Origin of the sequence: Kribbella sp. NPDC004875 (assembly GCF_042873375.1) — a bacterium.
GTDB lineage: Bacteria > Actinomycetota > Actinomycetes > Propionibacteriales > Kribbellaceae > Kribbella.
Map to the genome: position 1 here is coordinate 433,053 of NZ_JBIALI010000005.1, position 26,929 is coordinate 459,981.

Sequence of the window (26,929 nt, forward strand, 5' to 3'; positions counted from 1 at the left end):
GGAGCTGTCGTGTCCCTGTCCTTCTCCCGTCGCGGGCTGATCGCCCTGGGCGCAGCGGTGCTGGCGTTGACCGCCACGGTGCCCAGTGCCGGCGCTGCCCCCGCACGAACCACCGGTCCTGCTGGTCCTGCTGGTCGTGCTGGTTCCGTTGGTTCGACCATCACCCTGATCACCGGCGACAAGGTCTCCGTGACCACGGTCGCCGGCCGCCCGACCGCGACCGTGCGCAAGCCGAACGGCACTCCGGCCGGCGCGCACGTCATGGCTGTAGGCAACGACCTGTACGTCTACCCGGACGCCGCCCTCCCGTACCTCGCCTCCGGCGTCCTCGACCAGCGCCTCTTCAACGTCACCGAACTCCTCGCCGACGGGTACGACGACGCGCACAGCGATGGCACGCCGCTGATCGTCTCGTACAACCGAGCGGGCAACCAAGCGCGCAAGCAGGCGCCACTGGCGGGTGCTCGCCAGACGCTGGTCCTCAGCAGCATCCGCGGCGCCGCCGTGACCGCGGACCACGATCAGGCCACCTCGTTCTGGTCGTCCTTCACCGGCGGCTCCACGTCCGCCCGCGCGGTCCCCAGCGGTGTCGCGAAGATCTGGCTGGACGGCAAGGCCAAGGCGAGCCTCGCCGACACCACGGCACAGATCGGCGCCCCGGAGGTCTGGCAGGGCGGCGACACCGGTCAGGGCGTGGACGTCGCTGTCCTGGACACCGGCATCGACGCCGCGCACCCGGACTTCCGCGGCCGCATCGTCGCATCGACCAGCTTCGTCCCCGGCCAGGACGTCACCGATCGCAACGGTCACGGCACGCACGTCGCCTCGACGATCGCCGGTACCGGCGCGGCGTCGAACGGCAAGGAGCAGGGCGTCGCGCCGGGCGCCGGCCTGCACATCGGCAAGGTCCTGGGTGACGATGGCAGCGGTCAGGACTCCTGGATCCTCGCCGGCATGGAGTGGGCCGCGCGGGACCAGCACGCGAAGGTGATCAGCATGAGCCTCGGCTCCGGCCCGTCGGACGGCACGGACCCGATGAGCCAGGCGGTCAACACGCTGAGCGCGGAGACCGGCGCGCTGTTCGTGATCGCGGCCGGCAACTCGGGCCCGGACCCGTACAGCGTCTCCGCACCAGGTGCCGCGGACGCGGCCCTCACTGTCGGCGCGGTCGACGGTGCGGATCGGCTCGCCGTCTTCTCCAGCCGCGGCCCGCGACTCGGTGACAGTGCGCTCAAGCCCGACCTGACCGCTCCCGGTGTCGACGTACTCGCGGCCCGGTCGCAGTACTCGCCGGAGGGTGAGGGGTCGTACGTCGCGATGAGTGGCACCTCGATGGCCACTCCGCACGTCGCAGGTGCGGCTGCACTGCTCGCACACGCACACCCTGACTGGACCGGACAGCAGCTGAAGGATGCGTTGGTCAGCTCCACCAAGACCACGGTGCAGTACAGCCCGTTCTCCGCAGGCGCCGGTCGGCTCGACGTGGCCGCTGCGGTGCGCGGCACGCTGTTCTCATCCGGCTCCGCGTTCGCTGCGGTCAAGTGGCCGTACCCGACGAGTGGACTGGCGCAGAAGGACGTCACGTACACGAACGACGGCACCGAACCCGTCACGCTGAACCTGTCGCTCAAGAACCAGGGCATCCCGGCCGGTCTGTTCACTCTGACCAGTCCGCAGGTGACCGTCCCAGCTCACGGTACGGCGACTGTCGGTGTGGTCAGCCACCTCGACCTGGCCGCCGACGACGCCGGCTACAGCTCGATGCTCACGGCAACGGATGCTGGCGGAGCAGTCCGCGCGCACACCGCCATCGGCGTCAGCAAGCAGAGTCAGCGAGTCAAGCTGTCGATCCGCACGAAGGACCCGCATGGTGCGCCGCTGGCCGGTGTCGTCGTACTGAAGGACATCAAGCGGGACGTCGTACCGCAGGTATTCATGGTGGACGAGAGCGGCAGTCTGGACGTCACCGTGCGTCCGAGCACCTATGCCAGCTGGATGTACGCCGACGTTCGCGGTCTGGACGGTGCGCATTCGCTGGGGCGTGCCGTCATCAGTCAGCCGGAGCTGGACATCACTCAGGACCGGACCGTGACGTTCGACGCGGCCGGGCTGCGTAAGGTCGCTGCGGTCACACCACGGCCGACGGAGAACACCTACGTTCGCGTCGACCAGTACCGCAGCTACGGCACTCTGCATCGCTTTGTCGACACGTATCAACTCGAGTGGTGGCTCTACGACTCGCTCTGGGCCACGCCGACTCGCAAGGTGACGCAGGGCTCCTACACGTTCGCCACGCGCTGGCGTCAGGAGCAGCCGGCGCTGAGCATCGGTTCGTTCGACGCCCTCGTTCAGAGCCTCTCCCCGAAGCTTCCGGAGGGCAGCGGCGTCTCTCCGCTGGTGTACGTCGGTGACGACGCGGACTTCGCGAAGTACAACGTGCGCGGCAAGATCGCGGTTGCCCAGCGCAACGACGCCGTACCGCCGACGGAGCAGGCAGCCGCTGCGGCGCGCGCCGGTGCGAAGCTGTTGCTGATCCTGAACGACGGCTACGGTCCGCTGGACGCGTGGGCCGATCTGCCGATCGAGGACGCGCCGGCGCTGCCAGTGGCTTCGCTGACGACCGACCAGGGACGGCAGCTGCTCGCGCGGAACCCCAAGCTGCTGAGCGTGGTGTCGCATCCGTATCCGGACTACCTGTACGACCTGGTCCAGCACCACGACGGAGCGGTGCCGAGTGACCCTGGCTACCGGCCTGGTGCGCGGGACCTGGCGCGGATCGACGAGTCCTACCGGGACACCAAGCCGGGCGACGCGATCGACATCCGATTCGACCTGTCGGCCGACCTCACCTGGGCAGTGGGCGCCGCAACGACCACTGTCCCCGCGCAGGGCGACCACACCGCGTGGGTGACTGCCAGCCCGAAGGTGCAGTGGCTCAGCATGGCCGCAGTACCGGATCTGTCTCAGCAAGGCTCCTCGTTGTCCTACCGAGCAGGCAGCACGACGAGAGAGACCTGGTTCGGCGGCATCCAGCGTCCGCGGCTGCTGAGCGATAGTGCGCTCTCGACGCCGCCCTCACGCGTCGGCGACATCATGAGCGTCTTCACGTTGCCCGGTTTTGCCGACTCTGGTCCACACCAGGGCTTCGTGTACGACGTGGGCGCCCAGGTCACCACTGCGCTCTACCAAGGCGACACGCTGCTCGGTGAGGGCGCCGACATGCTGTCGGTCGACGTGCCTTCGGAGTCGGCGCCGTACCGGCTGGTGGTCGACACGACTCGCGATCTGCCGGGCCGGCCGTACTCGCCACGGACGCGCACCGAGTGGGGCTTCACCTCGAGTCAGGCCGACTACGCGAACCTGGAGACGCTCCCGCTGCTCCAGCTCGACTACTCGGTTGACACGGACCTGTCTGGCCGGGCGAAGCGCCACTCGGACCTGGCGGTGACCGCCTCGCATCTTCCTGGCGCTGTGGGGACCGGCAAGGTCAGTACGGCGACGCTGGAGCTCTCGTACGACGATGGCGCGACCTGGCGACCGGTCCGGCTGCAGCGGTCCGGAGCCGGTTGGCGGGGCAAGATGGATGCTCCGGCGTCAGCCGACTACGCGAGCCTGCGGGTCACGGCACGCGACGACGCGGGCAACAGCGTGACCCAGACCGTTCAGCGAGCTTTCGGAGTGCGCTAGCTGAGCTTCGGGCGCCGGCGGATGGCGCGATGCAACGTCGTCGGTGGCTTCCCGCGGGTCGTGGCTCTGGTCGGAACCGGGGCCTCGGCCCGTGGGGTCGCGTCGTAGCGTCCGGCGGCCTCGGTGATCTCACCGGTCGGGTCCAGGACCAGGATGTCGGCCTCGGTCTGCCAGCGCTCGAGCTGCGCGTCCAGTTCCGCCGCGTTCAGGCGGTCGGTCCGCAGTACCTGAGCGGCTTGCGTCCACTCGTCGGTCCCGGGCTTCAGCCGCCGGACCGTCGCCTTCCAGCTCGCCAGCCGGTTGGTGGCCGGTTTCGCCGGGACGACGACGTCGACCGTCGCCGCCGCGGCCAGACCGGGCAACGGCTGCTCGGCGCCTTCGGATGCGTCCGCGAGGACGACGTACTGGCCGTCGACCGTGGCGAACCACGCCGGTGCCGGCCGGCGGCCGTCCCAGGCCAGCCAGACGAGCCCGGCCTTCTTCATCACTCCGGCGATCTCGGCATCCGCGTCCACGCAACCAAGGGTGGCACAGGGTCAGGCCGTGCGTACTGCGCGGTGAATCGGGACACACTCGGGAGGGAAGTGAGCCGGGTCACCGGTGTGGTGGTGGGTGACGCCGTACGCTGCCGGTGACCGGCGAGTAACCGAGTGGAGGTCCCCGATGACGGAACAGGTTCTACGCAGTCGGCGGTCGTGTCTGGCCACCCCGGGATCGAATCCGCGGTTCCTGACCAAGGCCAAGGGGCTGGACGCGGACCAGGTGTTCCTGGACCTCGAGGACTCGGTCGCGCCGCTCGCCAAGCCGGACGCCCGGAAGAACATCGTCGCCGCGCTGAACGAGGGCGGCTGGGGGAGCAAGCTCCGCGTCGTCCGGGTGAACGACTGGACCACCGAGTGGACCTACGCCGACGTCATCGAGGTGGTCGGCGGCGCCGGCGCCAACCTCGACTGCATCATGCTGCCGAAGGTGCAGACAGCCGAGCAGGTGGTCGCCCTCGACCTGCTGCTCACCCAGTTGGAGAAGGTGCACGGGTACGAACCGGGCCGGATCGGCATCGAGGCGCAGATCGAGAACGCCCTCGGCCTGACCAACGTGAACGCGATCGCCACCGCGTCGCCGCGGGTGGAGACGATCATCTTCGGCCCGGCCGACTTCATGGCGTCGATCAACATGAAGTCGCTGGTGGTCGGCGAGCAGCCGCCCGGGTACGACGTCGGCGACGCGTACCACTACATCCTGATGCAGATCCTGATGGCGGCGCGGGCGCACGGCAAGCAGGCCATCGACGGCCCGTACCTGCAGATCAAGGACGTCGACGGCTTCCGCCGGGTCGCGGGCCGCTCGGCCGCACTCGGCTTCGACGGCAAGTGGGTGCTGCACCCCGACCAGATCGCCGCCGCCAACGAGGTCTACTCGCCCCGCCAGGACGACTACGACCACGCCGAGAACATCCTCGACGCCTACGACCACTACACCTCCGCCGCCGGCGGCGCCCGCGGCGCCGTGATGCTCGGCGACGAGATGATCGACGAGGCGTCCCGCAAGATGGCCCTCGTCATCTCCGCCAAGGGCCGCGCCGCCGGCCTCACCCGCACCGACATCTGGCACCCCCCGGCGGACTAAACCACCTGGGACATGATGGCCAGGAGCTGGCCGTCCGGGTCGGGGAAGAAGGCCATCCATTCCTCGACGCCGTTGTCGTGTTTGTGGATCAGGTGTGGGGCGTTCTCGAACTCGACGCCGCGGGCGCGGAGTTCGTCGTACGCCGTCTGGATGTCGTCGACGCGGAAGTACAGGGTCGATGCCTCGCCGGTGTCCTCGGTCGTGCTGAGGAACAGCCGGGTGCCACCGCAGTCGAAGAAGGCCAGGTCTCCGAAGGTGTAGAGGTGGGGGAGTCCGAGGACGTCGCGATAGAACTCCACCGCCTGCTGGATGTCGCTGACCGGACGGGCGATCTGCCCGATCGCACCGAGTTGCACCATCTGCTCGCCTCCCTGCTGTCGTAACGGGCTGTCGGCAGGCACTCCACGCCAGTTGCGAAGCTCGGTCCGGCGATTCAGACCGAGCTTCAGCAGTGCGTTGGCGACGTGGAACTTGACCGCGTCGACACTGACCCCGCGCCGCTGCGCGATCTCCCGGTTCGACAGGCCATGCCGGACCAGGTGCACCACGCGCCATTCGGCAGGGGTCAGTACGTCGGGATGTCTCGGTCGCCCACGCGTGCCCACGACGTCACGGTACGGCCGCAGGGGTGGGAATTACCCTCCCCTCAGCGCGCCCAGACCTTGAGGATGCGGATCGGCTTCACCGGCGGACCGTCCTGGTCCGGGTCGGCGATGCCGGCGGCGACCATCCGGTCGAAGGTGGACATGCCGGCGACGACGTGGCCGAGGACGGTGTAGTTCGGGTCGATGTTCGCGAACGAGTGCACGACGAAGAACTCCGACCCGTTGGTCCCCGGACCCTGGTTGCCGTAGGCAACGGTGCCGCGGGGGTAGGTCTCGTTGCCGGTCACCTCGTCCGGGAACTTGTACCCCGGTCCGCCCTCCTCCTGGCGGTAGATGTCGCCGCACTGCAGCACACCGAGGCGGGCCGAGTTCGTCAGCCGGAAGCACTGGGTGGCGTCGTAGAACCGGCTCTTCACCAGGTGCACGAAGTTGTGTACGCCGCACGGCGCGTTCGCGCGGTCCATCCGGACCACGAACGGTCCGTAGTTGGTCACGAAGTACACGTCGACGGTGCCCTTCGCGCGAGCCCGCGCGGACGGGATCCGGACCGGCTTCGCGGCCGGGTTCTCCGGCGTCGGCGTGAACTCACAGCTGACCACCGGCTTCGGCTCGGGCGCCGGCGCGGCGGATGCCGTGGTCGTGGTCGTACTCAGCGTCGTCGCGACCAGCGCGGCCGCGATCAGGGCGGGAATCGATCGCTTCATGCGACACACCGTAGTACGCCGATCGCGCTCCGCAGAGCTTTCTGAAGCTTTTCGCCATGGACTCGATCCCCCGGCCCTTCTTGCCTAAGGTGTTGCGGTCCGACGTGGAAGGTGTGGTGTGTGAACGGCGAGGTACTGGCAGATCGGTACCGGTTGCTGACCCTGTTGGGCAGGGGCGGTGCGGGCGAGGTGTGGCAGGCCGAGGACACGATCCTCGCCCGCCAGGTGGCGGTGAAGCTGCTGCGCCGGCTCGAAGGCGACCCGATGGACGCGGTCAACCGGTTCCAGGCGGAGGCGCAGGCCGCTGCCCGGCTGATGCACCCGAACGTGGTCGCGACCTACGACGTCGGCGCCGCCGGGGACCACGTGTTCCTGGTGATGGAGCTGGTGCCGGGCCCTGACCTCGCCCAGCTGATGCGTACGTCGGGACTCCCGACGGCCGGCCTGGTCAAGGACATCGCCGCGCAAGGCGCCCGCGCCCTCGACGCCGCGCACGAGGCCGGCATCGTGCACCGCGACGTGAAGCCCGGCAACCTGCTGCTGGCCCCCGACGGCACGCTCAAGATGACCGACTTCGGTATCGCCAAGAGCGTCGGCGCCGAGACGACCGGGCTGGGAGTCCTCCTCGGTACGGCGTCCTACGTGTCGCCGGAGCAGGTCCGCGGCGAGCCGGCGACCGCCGCGAGCGACTGGTACTCGTTCGGCTGTGTCCTCCACGAGCTGCTCACCGGTACGCCACCGTTCACCGGGCCGACCGTGGATGTGGTGATGCGGCAGCACCTGGACACACCACCGCCGCCGATCGTGCGCAGCGACGTACCTGAGGAGTTGACGAACCTCGTCACGCACCTGCTGGCGAAGAACCCGGCAGACCGGCCGGCGTCGGCCGCTGCGGTCACTGCACTGCTGACACCGGCCAACCAGACCCAGGTGCTGACCTACACCGCGCCTGCGGCCGCCGAGGTGCTCGGCGTGGGTAAGTGGGAAGAGGAGTCCGACGAGCCACCGCACCATACGCATCGAGCCCAGACGGGTAGCACGTTCCCGTTCGCCAAGGTGGGCGTGGCTGCTGCTGTCGTGGTCGCGGGTCTCGTGGCAGTGCTGCTGCTGCGGGCCGGAGTGTCGAACGATCCGCCGGCCCAGGCAGGCGGTACGCCATCGGCCCCGGTGGAGAAGGTGACAGCTGCCCCGAAGACCACGGCTCAGCCGACACCGCGGCCGACACCGAAGCCGACTCCCACCAAGACGACGCCGACGAAGAAGCCGAAGCCCAAGGAGACCCCGCAGAACCCGCAGGCTGCCTTGGTGCAACAGATGCGCACTCTGGCCGCGCAGGTCCGTGCGACTCAGCAAGGCAGCCGCAGCAAGGCGCCGCGCGACGCAGCGCACGAGTTGGACCAGGCCGCCCAGGCGCTGGACCACGGGGACACGCAGTCCGCGGCGCAGCACTTCTACGCTGCCCGGCAGCGCCTGTTCGAGGCTCAGCAGCGGCACCGCTGGCAACCGACCCCGCAGATCGTGGCGCTGTTCCAGACGGTCGGGCAGTCCCTGCCGCGCCCGGACCACAACAACGAGTGAGCCACACGACCTCCAGCAGGTGGTCGGTGTCACAGCGGGTGTCCTCTCGTCCCGGGATGCTGGGAACCGCGATACTCGCGGGTAAGCCGGCCGAAGGAGGCGCACGATGAGCAGGTTGCAGCAGACCGACGGGCTGACCGACATCCAGGAGGAGATCCTGAAGACGGTCCGGTCCTTCGTCGAGGCGGAGATCCTCCCGGTCGCCACCGAGCTCGAGCACCGCGACGAATACCCGACCGAGATCGTCGAGGGTCTCAAGGAGCTCGGCCTGTTCGGGCTGATGATCCCCGAGGAGTACGGCGGCCTCGGCGAATCGCTGCTCACCTACGCACTGTGCGTCGAGGAGATCGCCCGCGGCTGGATGAGCGTCTCCGGCATCATCAACACGCACTTCATCGTCGCGTACATGCTGCTCCAGCACGGCACCGACGAGCAGAAGCAGAAGTACCTGCCGCGGATGGCGACCGGCGAGGTGCGCGGCGCGTTCTCGATGTCCGAGCCGGGCTGTGGTTCCGACGTGTCCGCGATCAAGACCAAGGCCGTCAAGGACGGTACCGGCTACGTCGTCAACGGCCAGAAGATGTGGCTGACCAACGGTGGTTCGTCGACGCTGGTCGCCGTTCTCGTGAAGACCGACGAGGGGCAGGACTCGGTCTACAAGAACATGACCACATTCCTGGTCGAGAAGGAGCCCGGGTTCGGTGAGGTCGACAAGGGCCTCACGGTGCCGGGGAAGATCGAGAAGATGGGCTACAAGGGCGTCGACACCACCGAGCTGGTGTTCGACGGCTACCGGATCGACGCGGGCCAGATCCTCGGCGGCGTACCGGGCAAGGGTTTCTATCAGATGATGGACGGCGTCGAGGTCGGCCGGGTGAACGTCGCCGCGCGCGGCTGCGGTGTCGCGCGGCGGGCGTTCGAGCTCGGGATCAGCTACGCCCAGCAGCGCGAGACGTTCGGGAAGAAGATCGCCGACCACCAGGCCGTGCTGTTCCGGCTGGCCGACATGGCGGTCAAGGTCGAGGCCGCTCACGAGCTGATGGTGAAGGCGGCCCGCAAGAAGGACAGCGGTTCCCGCAACGACTTCGAGGCGGGCGTCGCGAAGTACCTGGCGAGTGAGTACTGCGCCCAGGTCGTCGAGGACTCGTTCCGGATCCACGGCGGGTACGGGTTCTCGAAGGAGTACGAGATCGAGCGGCTGTACCGCGAGGCGCCGATGCTGCTGATCGGCGAAGGCACCGCCGACATCCAGCGCATGATCATCGGCCGCCGCCTCCTCGAGGACTACAAGCTCTGAGGCGGGAACGCGGACGGTGGTGCCGGCCGGCGCGCTGGGTCGACGGGCGGGGCGGTGCCAGTCGGCCCAGCGCGTGGCGGGGCAGGGGCCAGGCGGGCGCGGGGTCTAGGCGGGCGCCCGGTCCGTTGGCCGGGAGCGGCCGGAGGCGTCCACAGGCGGGCGCCCCGAGCCATGGCCGGACAGCAGCCAGATACCCAGTTGGGTGATCTCGTGGAGCACTGACGCGCCGGCCCGGCGGGTGGTGATCAGGCCGGCCTCGCGCAGTACCGTCGCCTGGTGGCTGGCGGCGGCCGGGGAGATCCTGCAGCGCTTCGCGAGCTCCGTCGTCGTACAGCCGGAGACGGTCGCCTCCAGCGCGGCCGCCCGGGTGGAGCCGAGCAGCGACCCCAGCGGGTCGCTCGACGGAGTCGCGTCCATCGACGCCTGCCGCAGGATGCCGGGCGCATGCTGAATCGGGTAGACCAGGATCGGTTTCAGATCCGGGTCCCGCAGCTTGGTCGGTACCTGCCAGCAGAACGCCGAAGGCTGCAACTCGATTCCCCTGCCATCGAGATACAGATCTCGGTCGTTCATGTCCAGCACCTGCAGGACCGGTGCCACCCACCGGACCCGCGGATGCAGCGACGACAGCAGCCGGTCCACCCCGTGACGGGCCAGCGCCTCCCCACGATGGGCGTGGTCCGCGGACACATGCGTGCCGATCGACTTCCAGTACGGCGCGATCGCCGCGTCGTGGTACGTCCGGATGGCCCGGCCGAGCTTCTGCAGCGACGCGCGGCCACCCTGCGCCAGCTCCCGCGTCCATGGTGACGCCGGCCGCCACTGGCCGAGCAGGTCGAGCTGGCTACGGATCTGCTGCCGCGGCGTCGAGAGCGCCTGCTCCAGCGCGGTGTCGAAGTCCGGTGCGGACTCGGCCGGGGTCAGGAAGTCGGGGGAGTAACCCCGCGACGGCATCAGCTCGAGCAGCAGCCGCATCTGGTCCGGTGCGACCTTGGTGCGCACCTGGCGGCGCCAGTCCTCGAAGATCAGCCGGCCGTCCGAGTGCTGCAGCATGTGCAGACTCAGCAGCACCTCCCAGAGCGGGGCCGGCTTCGTGGCTACCGTGACCCGGGTCAGGTCGCGTGGCGTGAAATGAATCCGAAGCACCGCGAACCCCTCCCGTTAGCTGTCGTCACGACGTCCCCCCACCGGCGCCGGTCGCAGAACGTGGTCGGAACCTGACCGAACGCGATGCCGGAATTCAATCAAGGCCGCGGAATGCTCCACAACTGTTGGAACATTCCAATCCGCGAGGACTCCCGGCCATGGCAAAAGGTTGCCAAGTCGCCTCGTCTTCGGTAGTGGGGTCGCTACCGAAGACGGTAATGAACACCGGGGTCAGAGCCAGTGGTTCCGCTTGAACAACCGGTACAGCACGGTGCACGCGGTCGCCATCGCGCCGAGCACGACGAAGTACGCGTACTTCTCGTGCAGCTCCGGCATGTAGTCGAAGTTCATCCCGTAGATCCCGGCGATCATCGTCGGTACGGCGAGGATCGCGACCCATGCGGAGATCCGGCGCATGTCCTCGTTCTCGGCGACCTGCACCTGGGCCAGGCCGGCCTGCAGGATCGAGCTGAGCAGCTCGTCGAACGAGATCACCTGCTCCTTCACGCGCTGCAGGTGGTCGTCGACGTCCCGGAAATAGTTCCGGGTCTCGTCGGCGATCAGCGGGTTCCGTAGCGTGGACAACGCCCGCATCGGCCCGGTCAGCGGCGCCACGGCCCGCTTCAGCTCCAGTACTTCGCGCTTCAGCTGGTACACCCGGTCGATCCCGCGCCAGCCTCGCGGCGAGAACATCGCCGTCTCGATCAGGTCGATGTCGGCCTGGACCGCGTCGGCGACCTCCAGGTACCGGTCCACCACGTGGTCCGCGATGGCATGCAGTACGGCGCCCGGGCCGGTGGCGAGCCGGTGTGGCTCCTTCTCGAGATCCTGACGCAGCCCGGTCAACTCACTGTGTTCACCGTGCCGGACAGTGACGACGAACCCCGGTCCGCAGAACACCATGACTTCGCCGGTCGCCACGACCTCGCTGGTGGCGGTCAGGTCCCGGTGCGGGACGTACGTGACCGTTTTGAACACGGCGAACAGAGTGTCGCCGTACCGCTCGAGTTTTGGGCGCTGGTGGGCCTCGGAGGCGTCCTCCAGGGCCAGCGGGTGCAGACCGAACTCCTCGCCGATGATCGCGAGCTGATGGGCCGTCGGCTGGAACAGACCGATCCAGACGAAACCCTGCCCGTGCCGCGCGCGGGCCAGAGCCTCGGTGTACGAGCTGACCCGGTGGTCGCGCTCACCGTCGCGGTACAGACCCCAGTCGACCAGGGCGCCCTCGAGCTTTCCGGTGACGGCCTCGTCGAGAGGGTGTCCGTCAGCGGCGGCGCGCCGGGCGAAGACCTTGCCCATCCGGCGTGTCGCGCCTACTTCCCAGCGTCTGTCCCACCGTCGCCCGGCCATCATCGGCGAGGCTATCAAGACGCGTAACCAGGTGTCGGCAATGATGGGGGTGGAAGCACGTGGAGAGGAACGACCATGACCACCCAGGGCATGCCCTCGATGGACCCGCGGCCGACCGGCCTGACGATCGGGACGTACGACACCTACCGGGAGGCACAGCGCGCCGTCGATTACCTCTCGGACGAGAAGTTCCCGGTCGAGCACACGACCATCGTCGGCAACAACCTCCGCCAGGTCGAGAAGATCACCGGGCGGTTGACGTGGGGCCGTGCGCTCACCGCCGGCCTGGCCAGCGGTGCCTGGTTCGGTCTGTTCGTCGGTCTGCTGCTCGGCTGGTTCACCAGTGGCAGCTGGATCGCGGCGGTGCTGACCGGTGTGGTGCTCGGCGCGTTCTTCGGACTGGTGTTCGGTGGCCTCAGCTACGCGCAGTCGGCGGGCCGCCGGGACTTCACCTCCCGGACCGCGGTGGTCGCGACGACGTACGACGTCCTGTGCGACTTCAAGTTCGCCGAAGAGGCGCGCAACCATCTGGCCAAGCTGGCCCTGAAGGGCGAGGTGCACCCGCGGCTGCCCGAGCAGCCGGCCCCGCAGTCCGGGCAGGCGCCGCTGCAACGGCCGCAGGACTAGACAGGACCACAGGGTTCGGCCTGGGCCGGCGAGAGAGGTGACCTATCTCTCCTGCCGGTGAGAGCCAGACCACGGTCCGGATGCGCCCGGACCGGCAGCATGGGGAATCCAGGACCGGAGGAGGAACCGCGATGCAGTTCGGGCGCAGCTACGAGGAGTTCGAGGTCGGTGCGGTCTACAAGCACTGGCCGGGCAAGACGGTGACGGAGTACGACGACCACCTGTTCTGCCTGCTCACGATGAACCACCATCCGCTGCACCTGGACACGCACTACGCGGAGGAGTCCACCCAGTTCGGAAAGAACGTTGTGGTGGGCAATTACATCTACTCGATCCTGCTCGGGATGTCGGTGCCGGACGTCAGCGGCAAGGCGATCGCGAACCTGGAGATCGAGTCCCTGCGGCACGTCGCGCCGACCTTCCACGGCGACACGATCTACGGGGAGACCGTGGTCCTGGACAAGTGGGAGTCGAAGTCGAAGGACGACCGCGGCGTCGTCTACGTGGAGACCAAGGGCTACAAGCAGGACGGCACGGTCGTCTGCCTGTTCCGCCGCAAGGTGATGGTCCCGAAGAACAACTACCTGGACAGCCGCGGCGGCGAACAACCAGGCCGCCCCACCCCCGCCGACGTTTGAGGGGCCGACCCCTCGAGCGGTGGGGTGCGGAGGCAAATTTCGGGTCCGCATCCCACCGGCTCTGGGGCCGGCCCCTCAAACGGTGATGGGGGGAGGGATCAGGTCAGGAAGAGCTCGATCACCGGGACGAGGACGTTCGGGCGCTGGATCGGGAGCTTCAGGGTGAGGGTCTCCGTCGAGACCCCGCCCATCGTGGTGTTCTGGGCCTGCTGGTGCGGGTCGTTGACGATGCGCTTGATCTCGGACGCGTCGTTCAGCAGCTGCGCGTACTTGACCTTGCCGGCCAGCCCCTGCAGGTGGATGTGACCCATCGGCCACGAGAACAGGTGCAGGTACAGCCGGTTGCCCTTCTGGGTGAAGCGGCAGTCGACGGGAGCGGAGTACGCCGAGGCCGGTCGCGCGCCGCGGATCGAGCGCTCGTGCAACCGCATCCACTCACCGATCGAGGCCAGCGTCGCCAGCGCCCGCGGGTCGAACTCGCCCCGCCCGGTCGGTCCCACGTTCAGCAGCAGGTTGCCGTCCTTGGACACCGAGTCGACCAGCATCTTGACCAGTGTCTCCGGTGACTTCCAGTCCAGGTTGTCCCGGTCGTAGCCCCAGCTGCCGTTCAGCGTCTGGCACGCCTCCCACAGCACGGGTACGCCGTCACGCTGCATCGGACCGTCCGGCTGGTACTGCTCCGGCGTCACGAAGTCACCCGGGATGTCCAGCCGGTCGTTGATCAGGATGCCCGGCTGCAGCTCCCGGACCATCGCCATCAGTTCCTCGGAACGCCAGTCGTCCTTGCCCTTGCCGTGCCCGTCGCGACCGTCGTCGTACGTGCGGCCCGGGTAGGAGAAGTCGAACCACATGATGTCGATCGGGCCGTAGTTGGTGAGCAGTTCCCGCGTCTGCGCGTGCAGGTAGTCGGCGTACACCTGGACGTCGCGGCCGGCCGCCTTGGCGATCGCCTCCTCGTCGTCACGCTGCGGGTGCACCAGGTCGATCGGGAACTCCGGGTGGTGCCAGTCGATCAGCGAGTGGTAGAACCCGACCCCGAGGCCCTCGGCCCGGCAGGCCTCGACGAACCGCTTGACGAGGTCGTTGTCCTCGGTGGCCTTGCCCCACGCGGTGTGCGCGACCGTGTAGTCCGACACCTCGGAGTCCCACAGGCAGAAGCCTTCGTGGTGCTTGGTCGTGAGTACGGCGTACTTCATGCCGGCTCCACGCGCTGCCTTGGCCCACTCGCGCGGGTCGTACAGGTCGGGCTCGAAGTGGTCGAAGTACGGCTGGTAGTCCTCGTCGGTGAGCCGCTCGCGGTTCTTCACCCACTCGTGGCGGGCCGGCAGCGAGTACAGGCCCCAATGGACGAACAGGCCGAACCGCCAGTCGCGGAACTTCTCCACGGAAGCCGCGGGAGGCGTATCAGTCATCAAAACTCCTTTGACGGAAGGAACGGTTTCAGCGCCCGCCGAGCCCGGTGACGAGCAGGCCGCGGACGAGATGTTTCTGCAACAGGACGACGAGCAGCACGGTCGGGATCATCGCCAGCACCGACGCCGCCATCATCAGGTTCCACTGGGTGCCGGCCTGCCCACTGAACTGTGCCAGGCCGAGCGGGACGGTGCCCTTGGACTCGACGCTGTTCACGATGATCAACGGCCACAGGAAGCTGCCCCAGAAGCTGATGAAGGTGAAGACGGTGAGCACGGCGATCGCCGGCCGGGCCAACGGCAGCATGATCCGGAAGAACGAACCGAACGGTCCGCAGCCGTCCACACGGGCCGCCTCCTCGAGTTCGCTCGGGACGGTCAGGAAGAACTGCCGGAGCAGGAAGGTGCCGAACGCGGTGAACGCCCACGGCAGGATCAGCGCCCAGTAGCTGTCGACCCAGCCGAGGGACTGCATCAGCCAGTACATCGGGACGATCAGCACTTCCTGCGGCACCATCAGCGTGCCCAGGAACAGCACGAACAGCGACTCCCGGCCACGGAACTTCAGCCGCGCGAAGGCGTACGCCGACAGACTCGAGGCACTGACCACCACCAGGGTTCCGGCCACCGCGACGAAGGCGCTGTTCAGGAAGTACCGGCCGAACGGCGCGTACGAGAAGGCGTCCTTGTAGTTCGACCACTGGATCTTCGAGCCGAACAGGTGCGGCGTCGCGGTGAACACCTCGTCCGCGGGTTTCAGCGAGGTCGACACCGCCCACACCAGCGGCACCAGGAAGATCAGCGCGACGATCACCAGCAGGGTATGGGACACGCCGCTGCGGACCCGGCGGCCGACGACGTTCACGGTCTCAGACGTCATAGTTCACCCACTTGCGCTGACCCACGAACTGGATCGCGGTGATGGCCATGATGATCACGAACAGCACCCAGCCGGCCGCCGACGCCAGGCCCATGGTGAGGAACTGCCAGCCCTGGTTGTAGACGTACATCACGATCGTCTGGGTGGACACGCCCGGACCGCCCTGGGTCAGCAGGAACGGTTGCGCGAACACCTGGAACGAGGTGATCAGCGTCATCGTGGTGGCGAAGAAGATCGACGGCGTGATCATCGGCCAGATCACGTACCGGAACCGCTCCAGCGGGCCCGCGCCGTCGATCTGGGCGGACTCCAGCTGCGACTGCGGCACCTGGTCGAGGGCGGCCGAGAAGACCAGGAAGTTGTACCCGAAGCCCTGCCAGACCGACATCGCGACGATCGCCGGCATCGCCCAGGTGGACGAGCCGAGGAAGTTCGGCGCGTTGATCCCGAACCAGCTCTGCAGCCCGCTGTCGATCAGGCCGCCGGGCTGGAACATCAGCCGCCAGACCATCACGTTGGCCACCATCGGCGTCATCACCGGGATGAAGAACAGCACCCGGAACGCCTGCCGGCCCTTGATCTTCGGGCCGACCCAGGTCGCGAGCCCGAGCGACACGATCACGTTCAGCGGCACGTACAGCACCACGAACAGCACCGTGTTCAGCACCACCCGCCGGAACACCGGGTCGTGCAGCAGGTGACTGTAGTTGTCCAGGCCGAGGAACGTGCGGGCGCCGAACACCGGCCAGTCGAACAGGCTGATCGCGAGCGCCATCGCGGTCGGGAACAGCGTGAACAGGGCCAGCCCGCCGAGGCTCGGGGCGAGGAAGATCCCGGCGTACCGGCCGTCGCGTCGCAGCGCGGGCCGGCGCCCCGCCCGGGCCACCTGTTTCGGTGGTCCGGACGGGGCGACGGTGGTGGTGTCGGTGGCCATCAGGAGCCAGCGCCCGCCTGGTCCTGGATGGTCTTCAGGGCCTGATCCGGTGGGATCTCACCGTTCAGTGCCTGGGTGCCGAACCGGCTCAGCAGATCGGCGACCTGGACCCAGTTCTTCGAGGTGGTCAGCGCGACCGAGTTCTGGGACGCGTAGTCGATGACCTCCTTGGCCTCCGGGATCTTCGCGGCGGTGAACCAGGCGGGGTGCGCGGCGGTCCGGGCGGGGTACGCACGGCCCGCGGCGGCCAGCGTGGTCAGCGGCTTCTCGCTCGTCATCGACTGGATCGCCTGGAACGCGGCGTCCGGCGTCTTGCAGGACCGGGCGATCCCGAAGCCCGAACCGGCGGTGTAGGTCTTGGAGCCGTCCGGACCGGCCGGGATCGTTGCGATGCCGAGGTTGAACTTGACCTTGCCCATGGTGTCGATCAGCGACCACGGACCGTTCAGCTGCATCGCCGACTTGCCGGAGACGAACTGGGTGGTCTCGAAGTCACCGTTGCCGGCCGGTACCTGCGGCGCGATCTTGTCGGTGCGGACGAAATCCGTGTAGCCCTTGAACCCCTCCTCGAACTTCGGGTCGGTCAGGTTCAGCTTGCCGTCGGCGAGCGGCTCCGCCCCGGTCTGGGTCCGCACCCAGGACGCCACACCGAGGTCACCAGGAGAGGTCACCAGCCCGGTCTTGCCGGCCGCGGTGAGCTTCTTCGCGGCCGCCTTGAACTCGTCCATCGTCCAGCCCGGCTTCGGGTCGGCGATGCCGGCGGCCTTGAACATGTCCTTGTTGTAAAAGATCACCATCGGGCCGGAGTCGTACGGGATCGCGATCTGTTTCCCGTCCGACTTCAGGCCGTCCATGATCGGCTTGTCGAAGTCCTCCGACTTCAGCCCGTACTTCTTCATCAGGTCGTCCAGCGGCAGCAGCGCGTTCGCGTACGACGCGAGACGCAGCGACTGCATGCCGATGATGCAGGGGGCCTTGCCGCTGGCCAGCAGGGTGCCGATCTTGGACCAGTAGTTGTTCCAGTCGGTGCCCTGGAGCTTGACGGTGATCCCGGAGTGGTCGGTGTGTGCCTGGTCGGCGACCTTCTGCCAGGCCGCCTGGTCCTCGGTTCCACCGATCCAGAACTGCCAGGTCAGATCCGCCTTGTCGGCCGAACCGGACCCGCCGCCGGCGCTGCCACCGTTACCGCCGCCACAGGCGGCCACGGCCGTGAGGGCGAGCACCGCGCAGGTTGCGGTGATCCAGCGGCGCGCCCGCGCTGGTGTTCCTCTCATCCTGACCTCCAAGGAGAGCTGTGATTCATCCGATCAATATGCCGGGATCTTGACGAGAGTCAACAGCTCGTGGCCTTATTTCAGGAGGGAAAATCAGTCGCTAAAGCCTAGCGCAACCCCTAGACCTCCGATGTATGGTCCAAAGACATCGGAGGTTTCAGGGAGCGTTTCGCAGGGAGGGGTCGCATGGCGGTCACCGACGAGGCGATCGACCGGATCAAACAGATGATCGTGGCGGGGGAACTGCGGCCCGGCGATCGGCTGCCGCGCGAGGCCGACCTGGCCGCGCGGCTGGGGTTGTCCCGCAACTCGTTGCGCGAGGCGGTCAAGGCGCTGGCGCTGATCCGGGTGCTCGAGGTCCGGCAGGGCGACGGTACGTACGTGACCAGCCTGGACCCGGCGCTGCTGATGGAGACGATGGGCTTCGTCCTGGACCTGCACCAGGACGCGTCGGTCCTGGAGTTCTTCGAGGTACGCCGGATTCTCGAGCCGGCCGCCGCGGCCCGGGCGGCGCTGCGGATGCCGGAGGCGGAGATCACCGCGATGCGGTCACTGCTGGACGACCTCGGCCCGGATCCGTCGGCCGACGAACAGCTCGCTACCGACGTGGAGTTCCACCGGTTGCTCGCGATCGGCAGCGGTAACCGGACGCTGGCCTCGATCATCGAGAGCCTGCGGCAGCCGACCTACCGAGCCCGGATCTGGCGCGGTCTGACCCAGACCGGCGCGGTGCACCGCTCAGTGGCGGAGCACCGCTCCATCCTGGACGCGATCGCCGCCCGCGAGCCGGAGGTCGCCCAGGCCTGGGCGACCGTGCACATCGCGGGCGTCGAACGCTGGATCAACGAGGCGGTCAACCTCGACGGGGAAGTAGCTCCACCAGCACCGCGGACGGCATCGGCAGCGTCAGTTCGACCGCTGAACCGTTCCACTCGAGTGGGGTACTGACCAGCCCGCTGCGCTCGCGCAACTCGGCCAGTTCTTCGTCGGTCGGCCAGTCGCCGAGACCGGCCGCGGCGTCCGCGATGTCACCCACCCCGATGGCGAGGGCGGTCGCGGTGGCCTGCCACGACGGGTCCACCCCGGGAATCTGCAGCTGAACAGTTCTGGTCAGCTCCGGTGCCCCGTCGGCCTTGGTCTGATCGAGTGTCAGATTCCACAGCAGTACGGCGACCCGGTCGCGGTCCCGTGAGGCCCAGGCCTCGACCAAACTGCCGCCACCATCGCCGGCGACCGTCACCGGCAGCTCCACCGGACCGAGCCGGCTCAGCAACGTCAGCGCGTGATACCGCGGTTTCGGCAGCCCGCCGACGGTCTGCAGCCCGAACCCACCGTGCAGGAACCGCGGTGGCCGGCCAAGCTCCTCGAAGTGGTCCGACGCGACCCAGTACGACAGTGCGTCGATCCGCCCGGCCGCGGACCGCATCCCGCGGAGCAGGAACACTCCGGCGAACACCGAGTCGTTGATCGGGTTGAAGTGCGTCGGTGTCACGCCCCATTCGGTCCACAGGATCCGCGCGTCGCCGTACCCGTGCCGCTCCAGCGACGCGCGCACGTCCAGCGGCGGGGAGCCGTAGGTGTGCGTCGACACGAAGTCCACCGGCGTGCCGAACTGCTTGGCGTGGGTGAGCAGGTCGTCCACCCACCCGGCCGCCGCCGAGGACGGGCCGCCGACCGCGAGTCGCTGGTCGACGGCCTTCACGGCGGCCGCGGAGACGTCGTACAGCTGCAGCCACTCGGCCTTGGTGCCGGACCAGAAGACCTCGAGGTTGGCCTCGTTCCAGACCTCGAAGTCCCAGGTGAGTACCTCGTCGAGCCCGTAGCGGTCGACGAGGTGCTGGACCAAGGCGTGCACCAGGTCGTACCAGGCGTCGTACGACGCCGGCGGTGAGATGATCGCGCCGTACTCGAAGACCGTCCTGCTCGGATCACTCGCCAGCTCACGGGGCATGAAGCCGAGCTCGACGACCGGACGCAGCCCGATCCCGAGCAGCTTGTCGTAGATCGCGTCCACGACCGTGAAGTCGTAGGAGTCACCCGCGATCACGTGCGTGTCGTCGTGGAAGATCGCGTGCGCGCGGACCGTCCGGACGCCGAGCTCGTCGTGCATCCGACGCAGGGCGTCCTCGAGCTCGGCACCGATCTCGTGACCGCCGGTGCGATCCGTACAGAGCAGCTGGCTGAGCCGCTCGCTCCCCACCATCGGGACCCACGGCGTGGCCAGCTCGGTACCCTCGGCGACCACATCGACGCTCACGTCGACCCGCGGAACCGTGCCGTCGGCAACCAACGGAACGGCGCCGACGGTGCTGCTCGGCCGCCCGTCCAGCACCGTCACCTCCGGCACGCTCACCACCGCATAGCGGTACGGCGTACCGGGCGTGCATGTCGTGTCGACGTACGGCGGTCCCGGGATCGAGAGGATGTCCCCGCTGTGATGATCGACCGGTTGCAGTGGGCCGTGCTCGCCGGCGCCGCGGAGGATCAGGTAGCCGGCCGCGCCGTCCACCGGTGACCAGTCGATCGTGACCTGACCGGCGCCGCCCACCGCCGTGACCTGCTTCGGCGGATCGAGGTCGGGGAAGCAGAACTCGCGCTCCTCGTCGCTGCGCCGGGCGATCCGCGCGTCCCAGTCGGTCTTGGCGTCCTGTCGCATGTAGATGTCTCCGTTTACTCGAGGCCGGACCCGAACTGCTCCATCGCGATCAGCGGCCGGATGCGTTCCTCGACCGTGCGGCTCGCGAAGCTGCGCCGGACCAGGTCGTTGCCGAACACATTGCCGATGGCACCCATCACCATGGCCTGGTCGAGGGACAGGTAGCGTTTGGCGATCAGCCCGGACTTCACCGCGACCGAGTCGTAGAAACCGCCGGCGCCGTACGCGTGCAGCGTGGTCTCGATCGTGCGCAGGTTGTCGATCGCCTGCCGCGGCGCGTAGGACATCGCCAGGAACGCCGCATGCGGGGTGACCACACCGTCGCCGTACGCCGGGTTCGGGTTGGTGCCCTCGCGGCAACCCTCGAAGCCGGCGTCGTAGTTCGTGCCCTCGAGGTCGGACGGGTAGCCACCCGGATCCATCCCGATCGCCTCGACACCGTAGACGGAGTACCCGCCCTTGGGGTTCGAGGCGGGGGAGAATCCCCAGTAGCCGTACTTGGCGTCGTCCAGGCCGTGCTCGATGTGCGCGCGGACCGTGAGCGGGTGGTTGAGGCCCCAGCTGCGTGGCGCCCAGGTCGCCTCGGGGACGAACAGGTCGGGCATCAGCGACTCGAACATGTCACCGCCCCACGACGGGACCAACCGCATCCCGCGGTACGAGTAGGTGCCCTCGAAGACGTCCAGACCGAGGTACGTCCGGTGCACGCCCTTCGGCCTCTGCTCGACCCAGGACCAGTCACAGCTGTCCGGGAAGGTCCGGTACGTCGCGAAGTACTGCGTGTGCGGGACCTGACCGAGCGCGAAACCGACGTACCCGGCGATCCGCGCCTCGGTGTTGCAGGTGTCGTAGTGGAACTTGCGGTAGTACACGTCCGGGCCGACGCCGGCGTGGTTGCCCTTGTCGGTCTCCTCGTCCGGCGGCGGGGTCTCGAAGAAGCCGCCACGCATCAGCCCACCGGCACGGGCCGCCGGGTTGTAGTAGAACGCGAAGTTCATCTTGTCCAGCAGGGCGTCCGCGAGCGCACGGGCGCGCGGCTCGGCGTTCCGGACCACCATCAGCGCGCAGGCGAACCAGGCGTTGTCGACGCTCGACACGAACGGCGTGATCGGCCGGGTGCCGTCGGGGTCGACGCGACGGACCTCGCCGGTCGCCTCGTCGTACCAGTTGAAGAACATGCCGCTCGGCTCGTGGTGGACGACGTTCTTCATCGTCGTCAGCGTCTGCGTGACGCGGCGCAGCGACTCCGGTGGCGAGATGATGCCCAGGTGCTTGGCGACCACCGTGCTCCACAGATAGCCGCCGATGTTGGTGGGGGAGGTGTAGTTGCTGCGCACCGGGTTCGCCACGGATTCGCCGATGTTGTCGGCGGGCAGTCCGGTCTTCTCGTCGGTCATCGCCACCAGACTGCGCCAGGTGTCGCGGGCCCATCGACCGACGAGCGCCTTGTCCTCCCGGCTGGGCATCCACCCGCCCTTCAGAAGCTCCGCGGGCGAAGGCGTTCCACCGAAGGCCGGAGTGGCTGTTCCGATCAGGGTGGCGGCACCGGTGGCGGCGAGCAGGGTACGGCGACTGATGTTGGCGGTCATCAGAAAGGCTCCTTCACTTCAAGCCGGTAATGGCAATGCCTTTGGTGACGTGTTTCTGGAACACGAGGAACATGACGAGAACGGGGATCACGACCACGACCGCGCCGGCCATCAACAGGCCGAAGTTCTGCGCGTTCTGGCCGGTCGAGTACAGGGCGAGGGCGACGGGCAGGGTGTACTTGTCCTCGGTCTGGGCGATCACCAGCGGCCAGAGGAAGTTGTTCCAGGACCCCAGGAAGGTCAGGATGCCGAGCGTGGCCAGCGCGGGCCGGGTCAGCGGCAGCATGATCCGGACGAAGATGCCCAGCTCGCCGGTGCCGTCGACGCGCCCGGCGTCGATCAGGTCGTCGGGCAGTCCGAGGAAGAACTGCCGCATCAGGAACACCCCGAACGGCGAGACCAGGAACGGCAGGATCAGGCCCGGGTAGCTGTTCGCCAGCCCGGCGTTGGTGACCAGGACGAACAGCGGGACGAACGTGACCATCCCCGGGATCATCAGCGTCGCCATCACCAGCACGAAGAGCGCGTTGCGGCCTTTGAACCGGAGCTTCGCGAGCGCATAGCCGATCATCGAGCAGAACGTCAGGTTCCCGGCGGTCACGACCAGCGCGACGAGCGTCGAGTTGACGAAGTACCGCGGGAAGTTCGCCTTGCCGAACAGGTCGGAGTAGTTCTGGCCGGTCGGTTCGTTCGGCCACCAGGTCGGCGGCACCCGGAGCAGCTCGCCCTGGGTCTTGAAGCTGCCGAGCACCATCCACAGGAACGGCGCCGCGACCGCGACCAGACCGAGCACCCCGATCAGGTAGATCCACCAGGTACGGCGCATCACTTCTCCCTCAGCAGCCGGAACTGGATGAACGTGATCACCGCGATGACGACGAACAGGATGTACGCCATCGACGTCGCGAGACCGTAGTTGCCGAAGCCGAACTGGTCGTAGGTGTACATCGACACCGAGATCGTGCTGTCCAGCGGACCGCCCTGGGTCATCACGAACGGCTCCTCGAAGAACTGCAGGTACCCGATGCCGGTGGTCACGCTGGTGAACAGCACGGTCGGCCGGAGCAGCGGCAGGATCAGGTGCCGGAACCGTTGCCACGAGCCCGCACCGTCGATCTGACCGGCCTCCTCGACGGACTGCGGGATGCCTTGCAGCCCGGCCAGGAAGATGATCATCGCGGAGCCGAAGTTCCGCCAGACCGCCATCGCGATCAGCGACGGCATCGCCCAGGTCTTCGAGGCGAGCCAGTTCGGCCCGTCGATGCCGATCCAGCCGAGCACGGTGTTCAGCAGGCCGTTGTCGGGCGAGAGTACGAACCGCCAGATCACCGCGATGGCCACGATCGACGTCACCACCGGCAGGTAGTAGCCGACCTTGAACAACGCCTGGAACCGCTTCACGCCACGATCCAGCAGCAGCGCCGCGGCCAGTGCCACGACCAGCGTCAACGGCACCCCGATCACGACGAAGTAGGCCGTGTTGAACGCCGCCTTGCGGAACGTCTCGTCGCCCAGCGCCTTCAGGTAGTTGTCGACCCCGACCCCGTTCACCGCGAACGGCGTCCGCAGATCCCGCTGCTTGATATCGGTGAAACTCATCCCGAACGACCCGAGCACCGGCCCGGCGGTGAACGCCAAGAACAAAACCACAAACGGCAACACAAGCACCCAAGCCGCCGCGGTCTGCCGATTGAGCCGACCTCGGCGAGGCCCGGCGCCGGTCGCTCGGCCGGCCACCGCTAGCGAGGGCGATCGCCCCCCGTCCCGTCTCTTCCCGCCCGACGATGCGCGCAGCGCATCGTCGGGCGCAGTCTTTTGGCTCATCGTGATCAGCTACCGCCCGTACCGATCTGCGACGCCTTGGTCTGAATGGCTTTGGAGGTGTCGGCGGGGGACTGGCCGGACTTCGCCATCTTCTCGATCTCGGTGTCGAACGCCTTCGCGACCTGTTCCCAGTTCACGATCGCCGGCGGCGCCTTGGCGTCCTCGAGCTGCTGACCGAAGACCGGCAGCAACGGGTCCGACGCGATGCTCGGGTCCTGCCACGCGCTCTTCACCGCCGGCAGGTCCGACGACAGCTTGAACCACGACGCCTGCGTCTTCGGGTCGGACAGGAACTTGACCAGCTTCCACGCGCTGTCCTTGTTCTTCGACGACTTGAACACCACGAAGTCCGACCCACCGACGAACGACGTCGAGGTCTTGTTCTTCGGCATCCGGAACACCCCGATGTTCGGCTTGATCGCGTCCCCGCCGGCCTTGGCGACGGACCCGGCCATCCACGGCCCGGAGATGAACATCGGCACCTGCCCGTTCACGAACTGCGCCTCGGTCTGGTTCGGCGGCAGGTCGGTCCCGGCCAGCTTCTCGGTGAAGAAGCTCTGGTAGTACTTCAGCCCCTCCTGCATCTGCGGGGTGTCGAAGGTGAACTCCTTCTGGTCGTCCCCGGTGATGTTCGCCCCGGCCGACCACGCGAACGGCATCACCGTCTGCCAGGAGCCGTCGCCACCGGGCTGCAGGTTGATCCCGTACTTCGCGCCGGCCTTCTCCTTCATCGCCTTGGCCATCGCCTTCAGGCCGTCCCAGTCGGTCGGGGGAGTGCTGAAGCCGGCCTTCGCGGCGAGGTCCTTGCGGTAGAACACCAGCCGCGTCTCGACGTACCAGGGCACCCCGTACTGCGTCCCGCCCGCCTTGGTGGTGTCCAGCGCGCCTTCGTAGAAGCCGGAGTTGTCGAACCCCTGCGGCGTCGGGTCGAGCGCGCCGAGGTCGGCGAACTCACCCATCCAGGTGGTGCCGACCATCGCCGCGTCGGGCAGCGTGTCGGCGGTGATCGCGGTGGTGAACTTGTTGTGCGCCGCGTCCCACGGGATCGGGGTGACGGTCACGTTGACGCCCGGGTTGGCCTGTTTGAACTGCTCCATCAGCTTGGGCAGGTTCTCGCCTTCGGTGCCCATCGCCCAGACGGTCAGGTTGCCGGTGGCCGGTCCTTCGCTGACGGTGGTGGTGGCCTGGGACCCGCCGCTCGGCGTGTCCGCGGACCGTCCACACCCGGCCAACGCGAGCGCTGTCGCGGTGAGTGCAGCGCTGCCGATCACCAGCCGGCGGCGGATGCTGTGGGTGAACATTGATGGTCTCCTCACTCGGTTACTGCTGGTGTGCATCCCCCGCACGTGTGCCGCAGCTGTCCCGCAGCACGAGTTGTGTTGCCAGTACGTCGTTGCGGGCGCGGGTGCGAGCCCCGGTCACGCGTTCGTGCAGCCGTTCCGCGGCCACCCGGCCCAACTCGGCCATCGGCTGCCGCACGGTCGTCAACCCCGGCGACACGTACCGCGCCGCCATCACGTCGTCCCACCCCGTCACGACGATCTCGCCCGGTACGCCGACACCGTTCGCGGTGAACGTGGTCAACGCGGCGAGCGCGAGTTCGTCGTTCGCGCAGACCAGGCCGTCGGGGCGTTTCCTTGCCTTGAGCACGTTCTCCGCCGCTTGCCGGCCGGCTTCCTCCGTCAGCGGCACTTGCTCCGGCTTCGGCACCGCGAGCCCGCGAAGCTCGTGCGCCTTCGCGAATCCGGCGTACCGCTCGGAGACGTCGTACGAGCTGCCGGGGTCGCCGACGAAATGCAGGTTGGTCCGGCCGTGGTCGAGCAGTCTCGTGGTGAGCTGCTCGGCGCTGGCCGCGCTCTCGCTGCGCACCGAGTCGCACCCGGTGGCCGGCGGATGCGCGATCAGCACCACGGGTACGCCGGCCTTCCGCAGGCCCTGCACCGTCGGCAGGTCCAGAGCGTTGCCATGGACAACGATCCCGTCGACGCGCCCGGCCAGGTCCATCACGCTGCGGCGCGGGTCCGGGTTGCCGTGCGTGACGGTGATGACGACGCTCTGACCGTGTTCGCCGGCCCAGCGCTCGTACCCCATCAGCAGGTCGCCGTAGAAGGGACCGGCGAGATCGGGCAGCACCAGTCCGTGCGCCTCGTGGCGTTGTACGGCGAGACTCCGCGCGGCCCGTAGCGGTACGTAGTTCAGCTCCTGTGCCGCCTGGTCGACCCGCGCCCGCGCCTTCGCCGACACCGGCCCGGTCCCTTGCAGGACACGCGAAACCGTCGCGATCGACAGCTTCGCGCGGGCGGCGACGTCGTAGATCGTCGCCGGCCTGCCGGTGGGTCCGGATGCCACGTGGTCACTCCTCGCGGTTCGAGTGGGGGGCGAGTGAAAGCAGAATGGAAGCCGAGTGGAAGCGCTTACAGTTTTGGATACCCTGCCCTGGATCGTTCAAACGGTCAAGGGTTCGGAGTCCCCCGGCTCCCGATCCGCGTCCGGTCTGCGAGGATGGCGGCGTGACCACACAGGAGCGCGAGGACCGGGTCTTCCTGGTCCGTCACGGGGAGACCGAGTGGAGCAGGTCGGGCCGGCACACGTCCGTCACCGACCTCCCGCTGACGCCTGAGGGTGAGCGGGTCGCGGCGAGTCTGCGGGAGCGCTTGGCGGCCGAGTCCTTCGACCTGGTGCTCACGTCACCACGCGGGCGCGCCCGGCGTACGGCGGAACTCGCGGGCTTCCCCGACGCGCAGGTCGACGACGATCTGGTCGAGTGGAACTACGGCGACTACGAGGGCGTGACGACCGCCGAGATCCGCGAGACCGTCCCCGGCTGGACCGTGTGGGACGACCCGGTACCGCACGGCGAAACCCCCGCCGAGATCACCACCCGGCTGGACCGCGTCACCGCCCGCCTGGCCGCGGTCCCCGGCGACGTTCTCGTCTTCGGTCACTCACACGCACTCCGCGCCCTGACCGCCCGCTGGCTGGAACTCGACGTCACCCAAGGCCGCCACTTCGTCCTGAACACCGCCACCATCTCGGTCCTGGGCTGGGAACGAGGCTCCCCAGCCATCCTCCGCTGGAACAGCTGACCTTCGCGGAACATAA

Annotated in this window: 23 protein-coding genes; 8 read left to right on the top strand and 15 right to left on the bottom strand. The window is 68.1% G+C overall.

Annotated features, from left to right (window positions below):
- Positions 1-9: 9 nt before the first annotated feature.
- Complete coding sequence (locus ACFYRH_RS28590; RefSeq protein WP_387781818.1) at positions 10-3,687, top strand: S8 family serine peptidase; 3,678 nt, start codon at positions 10-12, stop codon at positions 3,685-3,687.
- Here the strand turns inward: ACFYRH_RS28590 and ACFYRH_RS28595 are convergent.
- On the bottom strand, positions 3,684-4,202 hold the full coding sequence (locus ACFYRH_RS28595; RefSeq protein WP_387781820.1) for a hypothetical protein: 519 nt from the start codon (positions 4,200-4,202) through the stop codon (positions 3,684-3,686). The two genes, ACFYRH_RS28590 and ACFYRH_RS28595, sit on opposite strands and share 4 nt — an antisense overlap.
- Before the next feature lie 148 nt (positions 4,203-4,350).
- On the opposite strand from ACFYRH_RS28595, the gene ACFYRH_RS28600 reads away from it, so the two are divergent.
- A complete protein-coding gene (locus ACFYRH_RS28600; RefSeq protein ID WP_387781822.1) occupies positions 4,351-5,313 on the top strand; it encodes an HpcH/HpaI aldolase/citrate lyase family protein in 963 nt (320 codons plus the stop codon).
- On the opposite strand, the gene ACFYRH_RS28605 is transcribed toward ACFYRH_RS28600, so the two are convergent.
- Together ACFYRH_RS28605 and ACFYRH_RS28610 are read right to left on the bottom strand one after the other, a co-directional pair.
- Entirely contained in the window at positions 5,310-5,918 is a 609-nt protein-coding gene (locus tag ACFYRH_RS28605; RefSeq protein WP_387781824.1) for a VOC family protein, read from the bottom strand. The genes ACFYRH_RS28600 and ACFYRH_RS28605 overlap by 4 nt on opposite strands.
- Before the next feature lie 41 nt (positions 5,919-5,959).
- A complete protein-coding gene (locus tag ACFYRH_RS28610) occupies positions 5,960-6,622 on the bottom strand; it encodes a peptidylprolyl isomerase (protein WP_387781826.1) in 663 nt (220 codons plus the stop codon).
- Positions 6,623-6,742: 120 nt separating this feature from the next.
- On the opposite strand from ACFYRH_RS28610, the gene ACFYRH_RS28615 reads away from it, so the two are divergent.
- The gene (locus tag ACFYRH_RS28615) at positions 6,743-8,200 is read left to right on the top strand and encodes a serine/threonine-protein kinase (protein WP_387781828.1); all 1,458 of its coding nucleotides are present in this window, start codon (positions 6,743-6,745) and stop codon (positions 8,198-8,200) included.
- A 106-nt stretch (positions 8,201-8,306) separates the two neighbouring features.
- The gene (locus tag ACFYRH_RS28620) at positions 8,307-9,497 is read left to right on the top strand and encodes an acyl-CoA dehydrogenase family protein (protein WP_387781830.1); all 1,191 of its coding nucleotides are present in this window, start codon (positions 8,307-8,309) and stop codon (positions 9,495-9,497) included.
- Positions 9,498-9,602: 105 nt separating this feature from the next.
- Here the strand turns inward: ACFYRH_RS28620 and ACFYRH_RS28625 are convergent, their stop codons facing one another.
- A complete protein-coding gene (locus ACFYRH_RS28625) occupies positions 9,603-10,643 on the bottom strand; it encodes an ArsR/SmtB family transcription factor (protein WP_387781832.1) in 1,041 nt (346 codons plus the stop codon).
- 231 nt (positions 10,644-10,874) lie between these two features.
- Positions 10,875-11,993, bottom strand: a complete 1,119-nt coding sequence (locus ACFYRH_RS28630; protein ID WP_387781834.1) for a magnesium and cobalt transport protein CorA — start codon at positions 11,991-11,993, stop codon at positions 10,875-10,877.
- A gap of 75 nt (positions 11,994-12,068) precedes the next feature.
- Here ACFYRH_RS28630 and ACFYRH_RS28635 point away from each other — a divergent pair, with 75 nt between their 5' ends.
- The gene (locus tag ACFYRH_RS28635; protein ID WP_387781836.1) at positions 12,069-12,620 is read left to right on the top strand and encodes a general stress protein; all 552 of its coding nucleotides are present in this window, start codon (positions 12,069-12,071) and stop codon (positions 12,618-12,620) included.
- Between the two features lie 131 nt (positions 12,621-12,751).
- Positions 12,752-13,258: a MaoC family dehydratase gene (locus tag ACFYRH_RS28640; RefSeq protein WP_387781838.1), complete on the top strand. Its 507-nt coding sequence runs from the start codon at positions 12,752-12,754 to the stop codon at positions 13,256-13,258.
- A gap of 98 nt (positions 13,259-13,356) precedes the next feature.
- Here the strand turns inward: ACFYRH_RS28640 and ACFYRH_RS28645 are convergent, their stop codons facing one another.
- Genes ACFYRH_RS28645 through ACFYRH_RS28660 form a run of 4 tightly spaced genes read right to left on the bottom strand, consistent with a single transcriptional unit; the run spans position 13,357 to position 17,758 of the window.
- Positions 13,357-14,670, bottom strand: a complete 1,314-nt coding sequence (locus ACFYRH_RS28645) for an alpha-L-fucosidase (RefSeq protein ID WP_387781840.1) — start codon at positions 14,668-14,670, stop codon at positions 13,357-13,359.
- Positions 14,671-14,698: 28 nt separating this feature from the next.
- A complete protein-coding gene (locus tag ACFYRH_RS28650; protein ID WP_387781842.1) occupies positions 14,699-15,550 on the bottom strand; it encodes a carbohydrate ABC transporter permease in 852 nt (283 codons plus the stop codon).
- Positions 15,540-16,484 (bottom strand): carbohydrate ABC transporter permease, encoded by a 945-nt coding sequence (locus ACFYRH_RS28655; protein WP_387781844.1) that lies wholly within the window; start codon positions 16,482-16,484, stop codon positions 15,540-15,542. Before ACFYRH_RS28655 ends, ACFYRH_RS28650 begins: the two co-directional genes overlap by 11 nt.
- Positions 16,484-17,758, bottom strand: coding sequence for an ABC transporter substrate-binding protein (locus ACFYRH_RS28660; protein WP_387781846.1), 1,275 nt, complete (start codon positions 17,756-17,758; stop codon positions 16,484-16,486). The genes ACFYRH_RS28655 and ACFYRH_RS28660 overlap by 1 nt, the downstream gene beginning before the upstream one ends.
- Before the next feature lie 186 nt (positions 17,759-17,944).
- On the opposite strand from ACFYRH_RS28660, the gene ACFYRH_RS28665 reads away from it, so the two are divergent.
- Positions 17,945-18,706 (top strand): FadR/GntR family transcriptional regulator, encoded by a 762-nt coding sequence (locus ACFYRH_RS28665; RefSeq protein WP_387781848.1) that lies wholly within the window; start codon positions 17,945-17,947, stop codon positions 18,704-18,706.
- Here the strand turns inward: ACFYRH_RS28665 and ACFYRH_RS28670 are convergent.
- From ACFYRH_RS28670 to ACFYRH_RS28695, 6 genes are all read right to left on the bottom strand, one after another.
- Positions 18,612-20,414 carry a xylan 1,4-beta-xylosidase gene (locus tag ACFYRH_RS28670; RefSeq protein WP_387781850.1) on the bottom strand — a complete coding sequence of 601 codons (1,803 nt, stop codon included), beginning with the start codon at positions 20,412-20,414 and terminating at the stop codon, positions 18,612-18,614. The two genes, ACFYRH_RS28665 and ACFYRH_RS28670, sit on opposite strands and share 95 nt — an antisense overlap.
- Before the next feature lie 14 nt (positions 20,415-20,428).
- Positions 20,429-22,003, bottom strand: a complete 1,575-nt coding sequence (locus ACFYRH_RS28675; protein ID WP_387781852.1) for a glucoamylase family protein — start codon at positions 22,001-22,003, stop codon at positions 20,429-20,431.
- 13 nt (positions 22,004-22,016) lie between these two features.
- On the bottom strand, positions 22,017-22,829 hold the full coding sequence (locus ACFYRH_RS28680) for a carbohydrate ABC transporter permease (RefSeq protein WP_387781854.1): 813 nt from the start codon (positions 22,827-22,829) through the stop codon (positions 22,017-22,019).
- On the bottom strand, positions 22,829-23,653 hold the full coding sequence (locus ACFYRH_RS28685; protein ID WP_387781856.1) for a carbohydrate ABC transporter permease: 825 nt from the start codon (positions 23,651-23,653) through the stop codon (positions 22,829-22,831). The genes ACFYRH_RS28680 and ACFYRH_RS28685 overlap by 1 nt, the downstream gene beginning before the upstream one ends.
- Before the next feature lie 179 nt (positions 23,654-23,832).
- Positions 23,833-25,128: a sugar ABC transporter substrate-binding protein gene (locus ACFYRH_RS28690; RefSeq protein WP_387781858.1), complete on the bottom strand. Its 1,296-nt coding sequence runs from the start codon at positions 25,126-25,128 to the stop codon at positions 23,833-23,835.
- A gap of 19 nt (positions 25,129-25,147) precedes the next feature.
- Positions 25,148-26,176 (bottom strand): LacI family DNA-binding transcriptional regulator, encoded by a 1,029-nt coding sequence (locus ACFYRH_RS28695; RefSeq protein WP_387781860.1) that lies wholly within the window; start codon positions 26,174-26,176, stop codon positions 25,148-25,150.
- A 161-nt stretch (positions 26,177-26,337) separates the two neighbouring features.
- Between ACFYRH_RS28695 and ACFYRH_RS28700 the strand changes: the two genes are divergently transcribed.
- The gene (locus ACFYRH_RS28700; protein WP_387781862.1) at positions 26,338-26,913 is read left to right on the top strand and encodes a histidine phosphatase family protein; all 576 of its coding nucleotides are present in this window, start codon (positions 26,338-26,340) and stop codon (positions 26,911-26,913) included.
- The last annotated feature ends 16 nt before the right edge of the window (positions 26,914-26,929 follow it).

What these genes read in the sequence shown, in the direction of transcription:
- ACFYRH_RS28690 (WP_387781858.1), bottom strand. Translation starts at nt 25,128, where the DNA reads ATGTTCACCCACAGCATCCGCCGCCGGCTGGTGATCGGCAGCGCTGCA.
- ACFYRH_RS28655 (WP_387781844.1), bottom strand. Translation starts at nt 16,484, where the DNA reads ATGGCCACCGACACCACCACCGTCGCCCCGTCCGGACCACCGAAACAG.
- ACFYRH_RS28665 (WP_387781848.1), top strand. Translation starts at nt 17,945, where the DNA reads ATGGCGGTCACCGACGAGGCGATCGACCGGATCAAACAGATGATCGTG.
- ACFYRH_RS28675 (WP_387781852.1), bottom strand. Translation starts at nt 22,003, where the DNA reads ATGACCGCCAACATCAGTCGCCGTACCCTGCTCGCCGCCACCGGTGCC.
- ACFYRH_RS28600 (WP_387781822.1), top strand. Translation starts at nt 4,351, where the DNA reads ATGACGGAACAGGTTCTACGCAGTCGGCGGTCGTGTCTGGCCACCCCG.
- ACFYRH_RS28635 (WP_387781836.1), top strand. Translation starts at nt 12,069, where the DNA reads ATGACCACCCAGGGCATGCCCTCGATGGACCCGCGGCCGACCGGCCTG.
- ACFYRH_RS28650 (WP_387781842.1), bottom strand. Translation starts at nt 15,550, where the DNA reads ATGACGTCTGAGACCGTGAACGTCGTCGGCCGCCGGGTCCGCAGCGGC.
- ACFYRH_RS28640 (WP_387781838.1), top strand. Translation starts at nt 12,752, where the DNA reads ATGCAGTTCGGGCGCAGCTACGAGGAGTTCGAGGTCGGTGCGGTCTAC.
- ACFYRH_RS28645 (WP_387781840.1), bottom strand. Translation starts at nt 14,670, where the DNA reads ATGACTGATACGCCTCCCGCGGCTTCCGTGGAGAAGTTCCGCGACTGG.
- ACFYRH_RS28610 (WP_387781826.1), bottom strand. Translation starts at nt 6,622, where the DNA reads ATGAAGCGATCGATTCCCGCCCTGATCGCGGCCGCGCTGGTCGCGACG.
- ACFYRH_RS28630 (WP_387781834.1), bottom strand. Translation starts at nt 11,993, where the DNA reads ATGGCCGGGCGACGGTGGGACAGACGCTGGGAAGTAGGCGCGACACGC.
- ACFYRH_RS28680 (WP_387781854.1), bottom strand. Translation starts at nt 22,829, where the DNA reads ATGCGCCGTACCTGGTGGATCTACCTGATCGGGGTGCTCGGTCTGGTC.
- ACFYRH_RS28660 (WP_387781846.1), bottom strand. Translation starts at nt 17,758, where the DNA reads ATGAGAGGAACACCAGCGCGGGCGCGCCGCTGGATCACCGCAACCTGC.
- ACFYRH_RS28620 (WP_387781830.1), top strand. Translation starts at nt 8,307, where the DNA reads ATGAGCAGGTTGCAGCAGACCGACGGGCTGACCGACATCCAGGAGGAG.
- ACFYRH_RS28670 (WP_387781850.1), bottom strand. Translation starts at nt 20,414, where the DNA reads ATGCGACAGGACGCCAAGACCGACTGGGACGCGCGGATCGCCCGGCGC.